The organism is Microbacterium sp. USHLN272 (assembly GCF_037149655.1).
GTDB lineage: Bacteria > Actinomycetota > Actinomycetes > Actinomycetales > Microbacteriaceae > Microbacterium > Microbacterium galbinum.
The window spans coordinates 1,926,864-1,943,724 of record NZ_JBBCRA010000001.1; the positions used below are offsets into that span (position 1 = coordinate 1,926,864).

General features: G+C 69.8%; 16 protein-coding genes. 11 read left to right on the forward strand and 5 right to left on the reverse strand.

Annotated elements, in window-relative coordinates:
- Window positions 1-14 precede the first annotated feature (14 nt).
- Window positions 15-2,342 carry a phosphoribosylformylglycinamidine synthase subunit PurL gene (gene purL / locus WFJ97_RS09240; protein WP_336641269.1) on the forward strand — a complete coding sequence of 776 codons (2,328 nt, stop codon included), beginning with the start codon at window positions 15-17 and terminating at the stop codon, window positions 2,340-2,342.
- Window positions 2,342-2,536, forward strand: a complete 195-nt coding sequence (locus tag WFJ97_RS09245; protein WP_247623843.1) for a hypothetical protein — start codon at window positions 2,342-2,344, stop codon at window positions 2,534-2,536. The genes purL and WFJ97_RS09245 overlap by 1 nt, the downstream gene beginning before the upstream one ends.
- 300 nt (window positions 2,537-2,836) lie before the next feature.
- On the opposite strand, the gene WFJ97_RS09250 is transcribed toward WFJ97_RS09245, so the two are convergent.
- Entirely contained in the window at window positions 2,837-3,409 is a 573-nt protein-coding gene (locus WFJ97_RS09250; RefSeq protein ID WP_247623844.1) for a TetR/AcrR family transcriptional regulator, read from the reverse strand.
- A gap of 69 nt (window positions 3,410-3,478) precedes the next feature.
- Here WFJ97_RS09250 and WFJ97_RS09255 point away from each other — a divergent pair, with 69 nt between their 5' ends.
- The 3 genes from WFJ97_RS09255 to WFJ97_RS09265 all read left to right on the forward strand — a co-directional run bounded on the left by WFJ97_RS09255 (window position 3,479) and on the right by WFJ97_RS09265 (window position 7,080).
- Window positions 3,479-6,040, forward strand: a complete 2,562-nt coding sequence (locus WFJ97_RS09255; protein WP_336641270.1) for an MMPL family transporter — start codon at window positions 3,479-3,481, stop codon at window positions 6,038-6,040.
- A 210-nt stretch (window positions 6,041-6,250) separates the two neighbouring features.
- The gene (locus WFJ97_RS09260) at window positions 6,251-6,610 is read left to right on the forward strand and encodes a TraR/DksA family transcriptional regulator (protein WP_247623846.1); all 360 of its coding nucleotides are present in this window, start codon (window positions 6,251-6,253) and stop codon (window positions 6,608-6,610) included.
- A gap of 32 nt (window positions 6,611-6,642) precedes the next feature.
- A complete protein-coding gene (locus tag WFJ97_RS09265) occupies window positions 6,643-7,080 on the forward strand; it encodes a VOC family protein (RefSeq protein WP_336641271.1) in 438 nt (145 codons plus the stop codon).
- A 20-nt stretch (window positions 7,081-7,100) separates the two neighbouring features.
- Here the strand turns inward: WFJ97_RS09265 and WFJ97_RS09270 are convergent, their stop codons facing one another.
- Together WFJ97_RS09270 and WFJ97_RS09275 are read right to left on the reverse strand one after the other, a co-directional pair.
- Window positions 7,101-7,685 (reverse strand): TetR/AcrR family transcriptional regulator, encoded by a 585-nt coding sequence (locus tag WFJ97_RS09270; protein ID WP_247623848.1) that lies wholly within the window; start codon window positions 7,683-7,685, stop codon window positions 7,101-7,103.
- A gap of 70 nt (window positions 7,686-7,755) precedes the next feature.
- The gene (locus WFJ97_RS09275; RefSeq protein ID WP_336641272.1) at window positions 7,756-8,595 is read right to left on the reverse strand and encodes a Gfo/Idh/MocA family protein; all 840 of its coding nucleotides are present in this window, start codon (window positions 8,593-8,595) and stop codon (window positions 7,756-7,758) included.
- 63 nt (window positions 8,596-8,658) lie between these two features.
- On the opposite strand from WFJ97_RS09275, the gene WFJ97_RS09280 reads away from it, so the two are divergent.
- Both WFJ97_RS09280 and WFJ97_RS09285 read left to right on the forward strand, forming a co-directional pair.
- Window positions 8,659-9,486, forward strand: a complete 828-nt coding sequence (locus WFJ97_RS09280; protein WP_336641273.1) for a hypothetical protein — start codon at window positions 8,659-8,661, stop codon at window positions 9,484-9,486.
- Window positions 9,483-10,328 (forward strand): SMP-30/gluconolactonase/LRE family protein, encoded by an 846-nt coding sequence (locus tag WFJ97_RS09285; protein WP_336641274.1) that lies wholly within the window; start codon window positions 9,483-9,485, stop codon window positions 10,326-10,328. The genes WFJ97_RS09280 and WFJ97_RS09285 overlap by 4 nt, the downstream gene beginning before the upstream one ends.
- Before the next feature lie 366 nt (window positions 10,329-10,694).
- Here WFJ97_RS09285 and WFJ97_RS09290 read toward each other — a convergent pair whose 3' ends face one another.
- Together WFJ97_RS09290 and WFJ97_RS09295 are read right to left on the reverse strand one after the other, a co-directional pair.
- Window positions 10,695-11,663 carry a C-terminal binding protein gene (locus tag WFJ97_RS09290; RefSeq protein WP_336641275.1) on the reverse strand — a complete coding sequence of 323 codons (969 nt, stop codon included), beginning with the start codon at window positions 11,661-11,663 and terminating at the stop codon, window positions 10,695-10,697.
- Between the two features lie 26 nt (window positions 11,664-11,689).
- On the reverse strand, window positions 11,690-12,574 hold the full coding sequence (locus WFJ97_RS09295) for a LysR family transcriptional regulator (RefSeq protein ID WP_336641276.1): 885 nt from the start codon (window positions 12,572-12,574) through the stop codon (window positions 11,690-11,692).
- A 162-nt stretch (window positions 12,575-12,736) separates the two neighbouring features.
- Here WFJ97_RS09295 and WFJ97_RS09300 point away from each other — a divergent pair, with 162 nt between their 5' ends.
- The 4 genes from WFJ97_RS09300 to WFJ97_RS09315 all read left to right on the forward strand — a co-directional run bounded on the left by WFJ97_RS09300 (window position 12,737) and on the right by WFJ97_RS09315 (window position 16,857).
- Window positions 12,737-14,017: an MFS transporter gene (locus WFJ97_RS09300; RefSeq protein ID WP_247623854.1), complete on the forward strand. Its 1,281-nt coding sequence runs from the start codon at window positions 12,737-12,739 to the stop codon at window positions 14,015-14,017.
- 78 nt (window positions 14,018-14,095) lie between these two features.
- On the forward strand, window positions 14,096-15,727 hold the full coding sequence (locus WFJ97_RS09305) for an amidohydrolase (RefSeq protein ID WP_336641277.1): 1,632 nt from the start codon (window positions 14,096-14,098) through the stop codon (window positions 15,725-15,727).
- Between the two features lie 40 nt (window positions 15,728-15,767).
- Window positions 15,768-16,517: an SDR family NAD(P)-dependent oxidoreductase gene (locus WFJ97_RS09310; RefSeq protein WP_336641278.1), complete on the forward strand. Its 750-nt coding sequence runs from the start codon at window positions 15,768-15,770 to the stop codon at window positions 16,515-16,517.
- Window positions 16,510-16,857 (forward strand): nuclear transport factor 2 family protein, encoded by a 348-nt coding sequence (locus tag WFJ97_RS09315; RefSeq protein WP_442928403.1) that lies wholly within the window; start codon window positions 16,510-16,512, stop codon window positions 16,855-16,857. Before WFJ97_RS09310 ends, WFJ97_RS09315 begins: the two co-directional genes overlap by 8 nt.
- The last annotated feature ends 4 nt before the right edge of the window (window positions 16,858-16,861 follow it).

The following is a 16,861-nucleotide window of genomic DNA, read 5'->3' on the forward strand; positions in this document are numbered from 1 at the left end:
CTCTTGGAGTGTGCGTGACCACCGCCCCTGCACCTGCCCGCAAGCACGTCCCCGACTCCGTCTCGAACGCGATCGCGACGCCCGAGAAGGAGCAGCCCTACGCGGCGCTCGGACTCAAGCCCGACGAGTACGCGAAGATCCGCGAGATCCTCGGACGCCGCCCCACCTCGGGCGAGCTGGCGATGTACTCGGTCATGTGGTCGGAGCACTGCTCGTACAAGAGCAGCAAGAACTACCTGCGCCGCTTCGGCCAGAAGGTCTCCGACGAGATGAAGGAACGCCTCATGGTGGGCATGGGCCAGAACGCGGGCGTCATCGACGTCGGCGAGGGCTGGGCCGTCACCTTCAAGGCCGAGAGCCACAACCACCCGAGCTTCATCGAGCCCTTCCAGGGCGCGGCGACCGGCGTCGGCGGCATCGTGCGCGACATCATCTCGATGGGCGCCCGCCCGGTCGCGGTCATGGACGCCCTGCGCTTCGGTGCGATCGACCACCCCGACACCGCCCGCGTCGTGCACGGCGTGACCAGCGGCATCAGCTTCTACGGCAACTGCCTCGGCCTGCCGAACATCGGCGGCGAGACGGTCTTCGACTCGGTCTACCAGGCCAACCCGCTCGTCAACGCGCTCGCGGTGGGCGTGCTGCGCCACGAGGACCTCAAGCTCGCCAACGCGACCGGCGTCGGCAACAAGGTCGTGCTGTTCGGCGCCCGCACGGGTGGCGACGGCATCGGCGGCGCGAGCATCCTCGCCTCCGACACGTTCGCCGACGGCGGCCCGACCAAGCGCCCCGCGGTGCAGGTCGGCGACCCCTTCGCCGAGAAGGTGCTCATCGAGTGCTGCCTCGAGCTCTACCGCGACGAGCTCGTCGAGGCGATCCAGGACCTCGGCGCCGCGGGCATCTCGTGCGCGACCAGCGAGCTCGCCGCCAACGGCAACAGCGGCATGAAGGTGTCGCTCGACAACGTGCTGCTGCGCGACCCCTCGCTGACCGCCGAAGAGATCCTCATGTCGGAGTCGCAGGAGCGCATGATGGCGATCGTCGCGCCCGAGAAGCTCGACGCCTTCCTCGCCGTGGTGAACAAGTGGGAGGTCGAGACCTCCGTGCTCGGCGAGGTCACCGGCGACGGACGCCTCGTCATCGACTGGCAGGGCGAGCGCATCGTCGACGTCGACCCCTCGACGGTCGCGGTCGACGGCCCGGTCTACGACCGCCCGGTCGCCTACCCGACGTGGATCGACGCACTACAGGCGGATGCCGCCGAGCTGCTGCCCCGCGCGAACGACGCCGACACCCTGCGCGAGCAGTTCCTCGCGCTGGTGGGCTCGCCGAACCTGGCCGACACGAGCTGGATCACCAACCAGTACGACTACTACGTGCTCGGCAACACGGCCCTGAGCTTCCCCGACGACGCCGGCATGATCCGCGTCGACGAGGAGTCGGGTCTCGGCTTCTCGATCTCGACCGACGCCAACGGCCGCTACTGCCAGCTCGACCCCTACTCGGGTGCGCAGCTGGCCCTGGCCGAGGCGTACCGCAACGTCGCCGTCACCGGCGCCGTGCCCACCGCGATCACCGACTGCCTCAACTTCGGTTCTCCCGAGAACCCCGAGGTCATGTGGCAGTTCGGCCAGACGGTCGACGGCCTCGCCGACGGATGCTTCGAACTGGGCACCCCGGTCACCGGCGGCAACGTCTCGTTCTACAACCAGACCGGCGACGTGCCGATCCACCCCACCCCGCTCGTGGGCGTGCTCGGCATCATCGACGACGTCTCGCGTCGCATCCCCTCGGGATGGCAGGACGAGGGCCAGAACATCTACCTGCTCGGCACCACCTCGACCGAGCTCTCGGGTTCGGCGTGGGCCGAGGTCGTGCACCAGCACCTCGGCGGCCTGCCCCCGAAGGTCGACCTCGCGGGCGAGAAGCGCCTCGCGGGCCTGCTCGCCGCCGCGCGCGACGAGTGGCTGATCTCGTCGGCGCACGACGTCTCCGAGGGCGGCCTCGGCCAGGCCCTCGCCGAGGGCGTCATGCGCTTCGGCGTCGGCGCCCGCGTGTGGCTCACCGAGATCATCGACCGCGACGGTGTGGATGCGGCATCCGCCCTGTTCTCCGAGTCGACCGGTCGCGTCATCGTGACCGTGCCGCGCGAGGACGACGTGAAGTTCCGCGGCCTCTGCGAGGGACGCGGCTACCCGGTCATGCGCATCGGCGTGACCGACAGCGAGCCGCAGCTCGAGGTGCAGGACGTCTTCACGATCCCCGTCGCCGAGCTGCGCGAGCGCTCGGCCGCCACGCTGCCGTCGTACTTCGGTCCGACCGTCACCGAACAGGTTTCCTGATGAGCGACCTCAGCCGGCGCGAGCCGAACGAGCCGGCCCGGCGCGAGAGCGTCCGGCCCGAGCTCAGCGAGGACTACGGCGACCTCGGCGAGCGCCGCAACCGGCGCATCCGGGTGATCGCGTGGACGGTCATCATCGCGCTGATCCTCGGTGGTGGCGGCGCGACGCTGTTCACCCTGCTCCCCGGTTTCTGAGGCATCCGCTTCCCGGGCCTGCGACGCTTCGACAAGCTCAGCGACCCAGGGCGGTCGGCTCAGCGACCCAGCGTTGAAACTGGGTCCCTGAGCCTGTCGAAGGGCCCGACCCCGCGCACCGCAACGCAGGAGATCTCGCCTTCTGCAGGATCGAATACCGCGGATGCCCCTGCGATACGCGAGATGTCCTCCCGTTCTGCGGAGGGGACGCTTCGACAAGCTCAGCGACCCAGCGTCTTGGCTCAGCGACCGAGGGGGGAGAGCCCGGTCCCTGAGCGAGCGCAGCGAGACGAAGGGCGCTCAGCGCGCGAACAGGAACCGCGCCAACCGCACGACGCCCTCGGAGTCGCGCTTCTCGCGCCCCAGCGACTCGACGATGATGGCGCCGAGGATCGCGCGGCCGATCTGCGCGACGGGGGCATCCTCGGCCAGCTGGCCGTCGCGGATGCCGGCGCGCAGCCGCGAGCCGAGATGCTCCTCCACGCCCAGACTCTCACCGAGGTGCTGGCCGACTCCGGCGTCCTCGGTCGCCGCCGCGACCAGCGAGCGCAGCAAAGCGCCACCCTGGGGTTCGTCGAGGATCGCGAGCACGCTGCGCAACCACGCCTCGACGTCGGCGGAGAGGTCGCCCGTGTACGGCACGACGAAGTCGACGGGGATGAGCCGCCCCTCGGCGAGGCACTCCCCGATCAGGGCTCCGCGCGACGGCCACCACCGGTAGATGGTCTGCTTGCCGACCCCGGCCTCTTTCGCGATGCCCTCGATCGTCAGCCGGTCGTAGCCCTGATTGTGGAACAGCCGGGCCGTGGCGTCGAGGATCGCCTCGCGCGCGGCGGTGCTGCGCACGGGTCCGCTTCGATGCTCGTTCACCATCCATTCAGGATAGCCACAGATCTCTAGACGAGACGTGCCGTATGCTCAACGAGTCTGAAGGAGATCGTCTTGGCTTCACTGCTTTTCCGTCTGGGTTCTTTCGCTGCGCGCAAGGCGTGGACGGTGGTCATCTCGTGGGTCGTGGTCCTCGGCCTCGGGGTCGGCGCGTTCCTTGCGCTCGGCGGCACGCTCAGCAACAGCTTCGACATCCCCGGCACCGCCTCGGGCGAGGTCATCGACGAGCTCGCCGACAAGCTGCCCGACACCGCCGGAGGCACGGGCACCGTGGTCTACCAGACCGAGAACGGCGAGCCCTTCACCGACGAGCAGAAGAAGGAGATCTCGGCGCTCGCGGCGAGCGCCGAAGACCTCGACGGCGTCGCCCGGGTCATCGACCCCTTCGACGCCCAGCAGCAGCAGGCCGACCAGGAGCAGGAGCTCACCGACGGCGCCGCGCAGATCGCCGACGGCCGCACGCAGCTGGATGCCGGTCAGGCCCAGCTCGACAGCGGACGCACCCAGCTCGAAGACGGCATCGCGCAGATCGACGCCGGCATCGCCCAGGCCCAGGCGGCCGGAGCCCCGGCACAGCAGATCACCGTGCTCGAGGGGCAGAAGGCCGCGCTCACCTCTCAGCTCGCCGCCCTCGACGCCCAGCAGCAGACGATCGACCAGAACCGTGACGACCTCGACGCCAACGCCGAGCAGCTCGACCTCGGCACCACTCTCCTCGACCTCACGGACGGCATCGGCGTCGTCTCGGACGACGGCTCGACCGCCATCGTCAACGTCTCGTTCGTCGACCCACGCCTCGAACTCTCCGAAGAGGTCAAGCAGGGAACGATCTCGCACTTCGACGACACCGCCGTCGAGGGCACCACGGTCGACTTCGGCACCGACATCGCCCAGGGCGTTCCCGAGATCTTCGGCATCGGCGAGGCGATCGGACTCGCCTTCGCGGCGGTCGTGCTCATCGTCATGCTCGGCTCGCTGATCGGCGCCGCACTCCCCATCATCACCGCGATCGTCGGCGTGGGCGTCGGCGTGACCTCGTCGCTGGCCTTCTCGGGCGTCGTCGACATGGCATCCGTCACCCCCGTGCTGGGTGTGATGCTCGGGCTCGCGGTCGGCATCGACTACTCGCTCTTCATCGTCAACCGCCACCGCAAGCAGCTGCTCGCCGGATCCCCCGTGCGCGAATCGATCGGGCTCGCCACCGGAACCTCGGGCACCGCGGTCGTCTTCGCCGGCGCGACCGTGATCGTCGCGCTGCTCGCCCTCAACGTCACGGGTGTGCCGTTCCTCGGCCTCATGGGCACCGTCGGCGCCGTGTGCGTCGCCGTCGCCGTGCTCGTCGCGATCACCCTCGCCCCCGCGATCCTCGGCCTCATCGGCGACCGTCTGCTCGGCAAGAAGGCCCGCGCGACCGTCGGCAAGCCGCACGCCACCGGCAAGCCCGTGAAGCGCATGTCCACGCTGCGCGCCATCGTCACCGTGCTCGTCAGCATCGTGGGCCTGCTCATCATCGCGATCCCCTCGATGTCGATGCGCCTCGGCCTGCCCGACGGCGGCAGCGAGCCCAGCGACTCCACCAGCTACCGCGCCTTCCACGCCGTGAACGAGCAGTTCGGCGAAGGCGCCAACGGGCCGCTGCTCGTCACCGCCACCCTCGACGAGGCGGTCAGCGACGACGACCTGCTCGCCACCCAGGTCGAGGTCGCGCAGAAGCTCGCCGATCAGGACGACGTGGTCGCCGTCGCGCCCGTCGCGACCTCCGACGACAACACACTCCTCGCCTTCCAGGTGCTGCCGGCCGAAGGCCCCAACAGCGCGTCGACGGAACAGCTCGTGCAGAGTATCCGTTCGCTGCCCGAACTCGACGGCGGCATCACGCTCGGCGTCGCCGGTCAGGCGGCCGTCAACATCGACATCTCCGAGGCACTCGCCGGAGTCCTGCCGCTGTACCTCGTGGTCGTCGTCGGGCTCTCGCTGCTGATCATGATCGTCGTGTTCCGCTCGCTGCTCGTGCCGGTCATCGCCACCGGAGGCTTCGTGCTGTCGCTCTTCGCGACGTACGGCCTGATCGTGGCGGTGTTCCAGTTCGGCTGGGGTGCCGAGATCATCGGGCTGCACAGCACCGGACCGATCCTCAGCTTCCTGCCGGTGATCCTCGTCGGCATCCTGTTCGGCCTCGCGATGGACTACCAACTCTTCCTCGCCTCCGGCATGCGCGAGGCGTACGTGCACGGGGCGTCGGCCCGGGATGCCGTGGCGCAGGGCTTCCGCGCCGGCCGCTCGGTCGTGATCGCCGCCGCCCTCATCATGGTGTCGGTGTTCGGCGGGTTCATCTTCTCGGAGTCGACGATTATCCGCTCGATCGGCTTCGGCCTCGCGTTCGGTGTGCTGCTCGACGCGTTCGTCGTGCGGATGCTGCTCATGCCCGCGCTCATGCACCTGCTCGGGAAGTCGGCCTGGTGGCTGCCGCGCTGGCTCGACCGCCTGCTGCCCAACGTCGACATGGAGGGTGCCGCGCTCGAGCGAGACCACCCCGCCGTGCACACCGACAGCATCCCGACGGTCGAGACGCCCGAGCCGAAGACGCGCGCCGAGCGCAAGCGGCGGCAGGGCTGACCCCTTCCCTTCCCGTCCCCTCCCTTCCCCGCGAGGAGTCAAGACACGCCGCACGCCGACCTGCTAGCGCGGCGTGTCTTGACTCCTCAGCATCCTGTGGTTCCGCGCTCCATTCGTGAGGGGTCAAGACACGCCCCACGCAGGCACGGTCGCAGGGCGTGTCTTGACCCCTCACGCCCCGCCCCGCGCACCCCGCAGTAGGGTGGCCGCATGGAGGAGGACGACGGTCGGTTGCGCGCGCTGCTCACGGCCATGCGTGCGCAGGCGGATGCCCGTGTCCGGGCGACCGCGGCGATCCTCACCGAACTCACCCACGACCGCGAGGGCTCGAACGACGACGACGAGCACGACCCCGAGGGAGTCACGCTGTCGTCGGAGTGGTCGCGGCTGACCGGGCTCGCGGAGGCCGCGGCATCCGAACTCCAGCAGGTCGACGATGCGCTCGCACGCATGGATGCCGGCACCTACGGCGTGTGCCTGAACTGCGGCCGACCGATCCCGGCCGCCCGGCTCGAGGTGCGTCCGTTCGCCGAGTACTGCGTCGCCTGCGCCGAGAAGCTCGGGCACTGACAACTCCGGCGCGCGGGGCTAGCATTCCGAGCATGCCCATCGCACTCGAGAACGTCGGCATCGCGGTGCGCGACATCGACGCCACCATCGCGTTCTTCACCGAACTCGGCCTGGAGGTCGTCGGCCGCGACACCGTCAGCGGCGACTGGGCCGACACTGCGGTGGGGCTCGACGGCAACCACGCGCGCATCGCGATGCTGCAGACGCCCGACGGTCACGGCCGTCTCGAGCTGTTCGAGTACATCCATCCCGATGCGATCGAGACCGAGCCGACCCTCCCGAACGAGATCGGGATGCACCGGGTCGCCTTCTCGGTCGACGACATCGACGCATCCCTCGAGATCGCCGCCCGTCACGGCTGCCACCCGCTGCGCGGGGTCGCGAACTACCAGGACATCTATCGCCTCGCCTACGTGCGCGGCCCGAGCGGCATCATCGTGATGCTCGCGCAGGACCTCACTCGCGGCTGATCCCGAGCGAGAGCAGCGCGTCAGTCGCGGCGAGAGGCCAGGCGGATGCCGTCCCACAGCCGCGAGAGACGCTCGACCATGTCGACCTCGGGGTCGAGGAGCCATTGCACCTGGAGCCCGTCGGCGGCGGCGAGCACGATGTCGACCGCGATCTTCGGGTCGAGCGTCGCCCCGAGCTCCCCGGACTTCTGGGCGCGGTCGATCACGCCCGTGAGCACGCCGCGCGCCCACGCGTAGCGTTCGACGAAGTACTCGTGCGCGGGGTGGCCCACCATCGTGGCCTCCGCCGAGAACTCGACGAAGAGCCTCACGAGACCGGGGACCGAGACGTTGTGCTCGATGATCGACAGGAACCCGGCGAACGTGGGGTCGGGGTCCATGAACTCGCCGAGGTCGCGCTCGTCGCGGGCGCGCAGAACCTCCATGTAGAGCTCTTCGCGCGAGCCGAAGTAGTGCATGAGCCCGGGCTGGGTCAGACCGACCCGCGCGGCGATCTCTCGATTCGACGCCTTGCGATAACCGACCTCCGCCACCACGTCGAGCGCGACCTGCAGGATCTCCTCCCGCTTCGCCACACCCTTCGCGTACCTTCCCCGCGCCACCATGCGCACATTCTAGGTTCGAATGCCACCGGGAAACCGATTTCCTGCGCCTGCCGTCATCGAAGAGGGCGCCTCACGACCTCTCGGCCACGACCGCGGCCAGCACGGCGACCGTCGCGGTCATCTGCTCGGGCGGTACCGGGAGCTCGCCGGTGTCGAGCATGCGCACGAAGGCCTCAACGCCGGGACGCACGTAGTCGGACCCGACGACGATCTCACGGCTCTCCGTCCCGCCGCTGCCGACGGCCGTCACGCGAAACGGCACCGACACCTCACCCTCCGGGCGCACGAAATCGAGCGTCACCCCCACCCCGCCGACGGCGTATCGGGCGCGCACGTGCCCCGGGGAGTGCTCCACCTCGACCTCTTCGGGCGCCCCGGGAACCAGGCGCTGGGCGAGATCGGCGAGATGGATGCCGTAGAAGAAGAGGCCGCCATAGGGTCCGTCGGGATCGGCCGGTCCGGTGATCGCGAGACTCTGCACCTCCCCGATCGACGGGAGCGCGGCGGCGACGGCATCCGTGTCGGGCAGCCAGCGCAGCGTCGACGACGACGTGACGGGCGTCGACCCGGCGGCGGCGAGGATCGCGTCGGCATCGGCGACCGAGAGCGCGAGCGGCTTGTCGACCCACACCGGCACGCCCGCGTCGAGGAAGGGCACGGCGAGCGAGCGATGCGTCGCCCCGTCGCGAGTGGCCACGATCAGGGCGTCGACCTCGCCGATCAGGTCGGTGGATGCCGTCACGATGCGCTCGATGCCGCCGAGCTCGGCCAGCGCGGCCGTGCGCTTGGAATCGCCGGCGACGAGGGCGGTCACCCGGGCATCGCCGACCCCGTCGACGTTGAGCGCGCGCACGATGCCGTCGGCGTGAGTGTTCTCGATGCCGACGATCCCGATGCGGTGCGCTGCCATGCCCCCATCCTCTCGAAGACGGCACTCTCGGGTGTCGGCACGCGCCAGTAGGCTAGGCACATCATGGATCAGATCATGTGGTGGGCAGAGCACTACTGGTGGCTCGTCTTCCCGATCATGGGCATGGCGGGTGCCGCAGCGAAGGCCTGGGAACGGTCGGCCAAGAACCGCCACGAGCGTCGGATCGAGACGCTCCGCATGAAGGCGCAGCTCAAGACCGCGCAGATCGAGGCGCGGGCGCTGACCCACCCGACGAAGAACCGCGGTGCGACGATCGTCGACACCACGGCATCCCCCGTTCCGAACGATCTGCTCGCGCGCCTGCTCGCCGAGCACGACGAGATCACCGCGCGCTGGCTCGACTACGAGCTCGACGTCGCGAAGCTCATCGCCTTCCCCGCCATGAGCGATGGGCGCCAGCCCCTCACGGCCGCGTTCCTGCGCGCGAAGCGCACCGCCGACGCACTGCGTCCGGCGTCGGCCGAGGCCAAGGTCACCGAGCAGCAGGTGTCGGAGTACCTCGACGCGGTGGGGGCGTACGCCGTCGCGTTCGAGATCGCCGAGAAGGATGCCCGGCGCCTGCGCGATTCGACTTTCACCGACGCCGAGCGAAAGCGCCTCGATCGCGCGCAGCAGCTGCTCAAGGTCGCGGTCGACGAGTCGGCCACGCAGGCCGAGCGCAACGTCGCCTACAAGCGCGTGCGCGAAGAGCTCGACGGTCTCATCCTGCTGTCCGACGACGCCGTGCAGGTGCTCGAGAAGCAGGTCGCGCGCGAGATCGCGGCTCCCGCCGCACCCGCCTCGGCGCCGAGTGCGGCGTCGACCCCGGAGACGGCTTCCACCCCCGAGCCCGAGCGGATGCCGCTGCGGCGCACCGACGAGCAGTCGTGAAGGCCGAGAACCTCACCGGCCCGATCTGCGTGCACGCCGAGGCGCCGGTCTGGTCGACATCGTGGGGCGGCATCCGCTGGGTCGACGGCGACGCCGCTGACCTCGTGACGCTGCGCGACGACGGCATCCATCGCCTGCACCTCGATGACACGTATGCGGCGTTCGTGCGCCCGCGCGTCGGCGGCGGATTCGTCGCCCTCGGTGCGCGCTCGCTGCACCTCTCGGATTCGCCCGACGGACCGGCGCGCGTCGCCGCGACCTTCGACCTCGGCGATGCGCGCTTCAACGACGGCACGGTCGACCCGCTCGGGCGGCTGCTCGCCGGGTCGATGGCTCTCGGCGGTGCCGGAGCCGTGGGGCGGATGCTGAGGATCGGCGGCGACCTCGCCTCCACCACGCTGCTGTCGAAGGTGACCGTCTCGAACGGCGTGGCCTTCCCCCCCGGCGGATCCCGTGCCTACTACGTCGACACGGTCACGCAGCGGGTCGACGTGTTCGATGTGGTCGAGGGTGAACTGCGCGGGCGGCGAGGGTTCGTGACCATCCCCGAGGAGCAGGGGTCGCCCGACGGGTTGACCGTCGCCGCCGACGGGTCGGTGTGGGTCGCGCTCTGGGGTGGTTCGGCGGTGCACGGCTACGCGCCCGACGGTTCTCTGATCGCTCGGATCGAGTTGCCCGTCCCCCAGGTGAGCGCGTGCACGTTCGGCGGAGACGACCTCGGCACGCTCTTCATCACGACCTCGGCGCAGGGGCTCGGAGCAGACCACGGCACCGAGGCGGGCTCACTCTTCGCCGTCCAGCCCGGCGTGAGCGGTGTGCCCGTGGCGGCGTTCGCCGGCTGACGGGTCTCTTGGGACCGGGTTTCTCGGGGCGGGACGCTTCGACGGGCTCAGCGCCCCAGTCAGAAGCTGGCTCAGCGACTCAGTCAGAAGCTGGGTTCCTGAGCCATTCGAAGGGCCCTTGACCCAGCGACCTCGTTGTTGTGCGCGGCATCCGCTCGGCACCCGTTCGGGAGGAGAACTCACGCAACGGAGGAGAAAGACAGCGGATTCCTCCGCCCAACGCGGAGATCGCCTCCCGAACGTGCACGTCGGCACGCGTCGACGGGCTCAGCGACCCGAAGTCGCGTGAGGGGTCAAGACACGCCGCGCCGCGGCATCCGCCTGCGGCGTGTTTTGACCCCTCAGCGTGAGGAACTGGGCCGAGGCTCAGTCGGCGTACGCCGGGTTCACGATCGACACCGATTCCCCGGCCAGGAAGCGGATCACGTTCTCGGCGGCGTGCACGGGCAGGTCGGCGAGCGCCTCGGGCGAGAACCACGCCGCGTGCGGGCTGAGCAGCACCTGGTCGAGGTCGCGCAACGGGGAGCCGTCGGCCAGCGGCTCACCGTCGAAGACGTCGAGCGCGGCCGCGCCCAAGTGCCCGGAGCGCAGCGCATCTGCCAGCGCTCGCTCGTCGACGAGCGGTCCGCGACACGTGTTCACGACCACGGCTCCGGGCTTCATCGTCGCGATCGACTCGGCGTCGATCAGGTGCCGGGTCGCCTCGGTGAGCGGCACGTGCAGGGTGAGGATGTCGGCCTGCGCCACGGCATCCGGGATCTCGACGGGCTCGCACCCCGCGGAGCGGATGCCGTCGGCGGACGCGTACGGGTCGGCGACGAGCACCCGGAAACCGAGCGCCCGGCACCCGCGGGCCACGATCGATCCGATGCGGCCGAAGCCGAGCACCGACACCGTGGTCGTCGACGGACGCACGGCGAGGGGCCGGGCGTCCACCGCCTTCCAGGTGCCGGCGCGCACCGCGCGGTCGTAGGCCGGCAGGCCGCGCGCCTGGGTCATGATCATCGCGATGGTGTGCGCGGCGACCTCCTCGATGCAGTAGCTCGGGGTGTTCGCGATCGCGATGCCGCGAGCGGTGGCCGCTTCGACGTCGATCATGTCGTACCCGATGCCGACGCGACTGATGATGCGCAGGTTCGGCATCCGATCGAGTACTTCGGCCGTGATCGGGGCCCACTGCACGACGAGCCCTGTGGCATCCGCGCCCAGAGTTGCGAGGTCGTCGGATGCCGGGGACGCTGCCCGTTCGGCGTGGAGTCCGGCGGATCGGAGCGTGTCTTCGATGACGGTTCCGGGGAGGTCGCAGTCGCTGACGAGGATGAACGGCGTTGTCATGAATGCGATGCTATAGCATCTAGCACTTAGTCCTCCGCGTCGTACAGGCTCAGCACGTGGTCGGCGGCGAAGGCGCTGAGCTGCTCGGCCACCCCGCGGATGTCGTCGCGCGCGTAGTGCGTGCGCTCCCAACTCGCGTACAGCGCGCACTGCATCGGGATGCCGCGGTGGTGCAGCGGCTTCGACACCAACCCGAAGCGCGGCGGCTCGACGACCACGCAGGGCCCGTGGCCGGCGGCCGACCGGGCCTGGATGATCGGGGCATCCGCTCCGAAACTCGCCATCTCGACCGACCACGCCTCGCTCTCGGCCGCCCTCTGGATCTGCGTCCACGCGGCCGATCCGGTGCCGGAGGTGAGGAAGGGGCCGGCCAGCAGATCCTCCAGTTCCAGGCGGTCCCCGGCAGCGAGCGGATGCGACGCCGGCAGCTGGCAGTAAAGGGGCAGGTTCATGATACGGATGCTGCTGAGCCGCGAGTCCGGCGGACTCGTCGTCACCGCGAGATCGGCCCCAGAGCGCAACCGGTCGTAGGTCTCGACCGGCGTCGCGACCACGACGTCGGAGATGGGTCCGCCGCCCGCGATGAACGGCGCGAGCACGAGCACGCTCGTCATCTCGGGGGCTGCGGCGACGAACGAGCGCTCCTTGAGCACGATGCCGCTCATCACCTCGCGCGCTCTCCGGCCCCGGCGCACGAGGTCGCGCGCCATCGGCTCGAGACGGTCGCCGGCGTAGGTCGCGACCATGCCCTGCGGCATCCGTCGGAACAGGGATGCTCCCACCTGGCGCTCGAGCGAGGCGATCTGCCGCGATACCGTCGGTTGCGTCCTGATCAGGCGTTCTGCCGCGAGACTGACCGACCCGGTGTCGAGCACCGCGACGAATGCCTCGAGTTCGCGTTCGCCGTACATACGTAAACCGTATACCTCACCCCGTTTTCTTCATTGGACGAGCATGGGATGATCACCGCAGGATGGGCAGAACCCGAACTTCCCCCTCCTTCCCCGAGACAGAGAGCCCTCCCGATGGCTGCTTCCCGCACTGATATCAGTTCTGCCCGGCAACGACGCTCGATGGTGGGTGCCTTCGTCGGCACCGCGATCGAGTGGTACGACTTCTACATCTTCGGCACGGCCGCCGCCCTCGTCTTCGGCCGCGTCTTCTACCCCGACGTCGCACCCGGCGCCGCGCTGCTCGCCTCGTTCGCCACCTTCTGGGTCGGCTTCCTGATGCGCCCGGTCGGCGGACTCGTCTTCGGCCACTTCGGCGACAAGTTCGGGCGCAAGAACGTGCTCGTGCTCACGCTCATCCTGATGGGCACCGCCACCACGCTGATCGGCCTCCTGCCCACCTACGCCCAAATCGGCATCCTCGCGCCGATCCTGCTCGTCGTGCTGCGCGGCCTGCAGGGCTTCGCGGTCGGCGGTGAGTGGGGCGGCGCCGTGCTGCTGTCGACCGAGAACGCCACGGCCAAGAAGAAGGGCCTCGCCGGAGCCTGGGTGCAGCAGGGCTCGCCCGCCGGATCCATCCTCGCGACCGTGATGTTCCTCATCGTGGGCCTGCTGCCCGACGAGCAGTTCATCACCTGGGGCTGGCGCATCCCGTTCCTCGTGTCGGCGATCCTCGTGATCGTGGGCCTCGTCATCCGCGTGAAGGTCGAGGAGTCGCCCGACTTCGAGGCGGCGAAGCAGTCGAAGGAGGTCGTGAGCGCCCCGGTGCTCGTCGCGATCCGCACCGCGCCGCTGTTGATCGGGCTCGGCGTGCTCGCGTCGGTCATGGGCATCTCGAACGCCTACTTCTCGAACACGTTCCTGCTCGCCTGGACCACCGGATCCCTGGGCATCGAGCGGCAGCTCATGCTCAACATCCTGCTCGGCATGGCGATCCTGCAGTTCATCTGGCAGCCGATCGCCGCCAAGATCGCCGAGAGGTTCGGCATCGCCCGGGTGATGCTCGCGGGCCTCATCCTCAGCGTCGTGCTCACGGTGCCGTACTTCCTCGCCATCCAGGCCGCCTCCCCCCTGTGGATCACGGTCACCCTCTACGCCACGATCATCGGCAGCACCGCCTACTACGCACTGCTCGCGACGCTGCTCGCCTCGGCGTTCCCGGCCCGCATCCGCTACTCCGGCGTCTCGCTGGCCTACCAGCTGTGCGCGACCGTCTTCGGCGGATCGACCCCGCTGGTGGCCCAGTGGATCCTCAACTCGACCGGCGGCAGCGTGTGGGGTGTGGCCGTGTTCTACGCGGTGATGATCCTCATCACGATCGCCGGTGTCTGGGGACTCCAGCGACGCATCGCCCGATCGGTCGAGGCCGAGACCGCGGCCACGGCCACGGCATCCGTGGCCTGACGGCAGCCCCGGCCCGACCGGCATCCGTCCCGCCGGCCGAGCGACCACCCGAGCGACCCCCGAGAACCGAGAGAGACCATGCGCGTCGACACCATCTTCACCCACGCCCGCATCCGCACGCTCGATGCCGACCGCCCCGCGGCGCACAGCATCGGCGTGCTGGGCGGCCGCATCGTCGGCTTCGACGACGACCTGCACGGCGTCGAAGCGGACCGGGTCGTCGACCTCGGCGGTCAGCCCGTGCTGCCCGGGTTCCACGACGCGCACCACCACCTCTCGCTCACGGGCTTCCGTCTCGCGTCGCTGAACCTGCGCCCCGGCGCGGTGAACTCGCTCGACGAGCTGTACGAGGCGGTGCGCGTGCACGCCGAGGGGCTGGCGCCGGATGCCTGGGTGCGGGGTTCCGGCTACGACCAGAACTTCCTCGAGGCGCATCCGACGGCCGAGGGACTCGACCGGGTCGCGGGCGGGCGGCCCGTGATCCTCGAGCACGTCTCGGGGCACATGATGGTCGCGAACACGAAGGCCTTCGAGCTCGCGGGGTACACCGGACGCGAGGGGTTCCCCGACATCGCGGGCGGCGGCATCCCCCGTGACGCCGACGGCCGGCCGCAGGGACTGCTGCAGGAGTCGGCGATGGCCCCGATCTTCGCGCTCGTGCGGCCGATGAGTCTCGACGAGGTGCAGCGCAACCTGGGGCTCGCGAGCGATCAGGCCCTGAGCTACGGCCTCACCTCGGTCACCGAGCCGGGGATCGGCGAGATCCGGATGGTGGGCAACAGTCCGCTCGACTACCACGCCTACCAGTCGGCGGTCGAGCAGCGGCAGCTGCGGGTGCGCACCACCCTCATGCCGTACATCACGGTGCTGCACCCCTTCACCGACCTCCCCGACAAGGACGTGCTCGGCCTCGACCTCGGCATCCGCACCGGTCTCGGCGACGACATGCTGCGCGTCGGACCGGTGAAGATCGTCGCCGACGGGTCGTTCATCGGACGCTCGGCCGCCATGCACGCCTGCTTCCACGGCGAGGCCGACAACTTCGGCGTGCTGCTGCACGAGCCCGGGGCGCTGCGCGACTACATCGTCGGGGCGCACCGGGCCGGGTGGACGGTCGCGACCCACGCGATCGGCGACCGGGCGATCACGCACGTGCTCGACGCGATCGAGCACGCGCAGAGCATCGCTCCGCGCCCCGACGTGCGGCACCGCATCGAGCACTTCGCCCTCGCGAGCGACGACGACATCGCCCGCGCTGCGCGGCTGGGTGTCATCCCCGTGCCGCAGGGCGTGTTCGTGTCGGACTTCGGCGACGGCATGGCCGCGGCGGTGGCCGCCGACCGGCGCGACGACATCTACCGTGTGAAGTCGCTGGCGGATGCCGGCATCGTGATCAATGGTTCGACCGATTCACCCATCTCCGACGCCAACCCTCTCGTGTCGATCCGCGACATGGTGCTGCGGCGCACGAGCGGCGGCGAGGTGCTGGGCGAGCGTGAGCGCGTGACGGTCGACGAGGCCGTTCGCGCCTACACGTACGGGTCGGCGTACGCGGTCGGCCAGGAGCACGCGACCGGCACGCTCAAGGTCGGGATGCTGGCCGACTTCATCGCCCTCAGCGACGACCTGTACGAGATCGAGCCCGAGCGCATCGCGGAGCAGTACGTGACGACGACCGTCGTCGGCGGCGAGGTCGTGTTCGAGCGCTGAGCGCTTTCGCCGGGCGGACGTTTTGCTATAGCGTTTAGGGATGGACACTCGCCGCGCACTCATCACCGGGGCCAGCTCCGGCATCGGGACGGCCGCCGCCCTCGAACTCGCCCGCGAGGGGCTCGACGTCTGGCTCACCTACACCGGGCGCGAGGCCGAGGCCGCTCGTGTCGCCGAGGACTGCCGCGCGGCCAGGGCGTCCGATGTGCGGGTCTCGCGACTCGACCTGCGCGACCCCGCCTCGATCGATGCATTGGTCGCGGAGATCACGGATGCCTGGGGCGAACTGCACGTGCTCGTGAACAACGGCGGCGTGTGCCCCTACACGCCCTACGACGAGATCGACATCGAGGAGTGGGACGGCGTGCTCGAGACGAACGTGCGCGGCACGTTCCTGTTGACGCGCGGGTCGCTACCGCTGCTGCGCGCCGCCGCGGGCGATCGCAGCGTCATCAACCTGTCGTCGATCGCCGGACAGGTGGGCGCCCTGCAGACCGGGCTGCACTACGCCGCGAGCAAGGGCGCGATCCTGGCGTTGACCCGCAGCTTCGCCCGCCACCTGGCGCCGGAGGGGATTCGCGTCAACGCCGTCACCCCGGGGCCCGTGGCCAGTGCGATCACCGATCAGCTGCAGGGCGAGGGACGCGCGAAGCTCGAGGCATCGATCCCGCTCGGGGCGTTCGGACAGCCGGCCGACGTCGCCTGGATCATCGCCTCACTCGCCTCGCCGCGGGCGGGTTTCATCACCGGCGCCACGTACGACGTCAACGGGGGTGTTCGCATTGACTGACAGCATTCACTCCCGGTCCGCGGAGCAGACCGTGCAGGACCAGCTCGACGCGTTCAACGCGCACGACCTCGAGGCTTTCGTCGCGACATACGCCTCGGATGCCGTCATCACCGGCGTCGCTCCGGAGCCGATCGTCGGCACCGCCGCGATCCGCGCCTTCTACGAGCCGCGGCTGCAGAACCCCGAGCTGTCGTGCGTGATCGAGCAGACCGTGCTCTTCGGCGACCGGTGGGTCGTCGCACAGGAGCAGGTCGTCAACGCGGGTGTCGCGACCGAGACCATCGCCACCTTCGACGTCGTCGACGGGCTGATCTCGCGCGCCTCGATGCTCAAGGCGTAGCCCT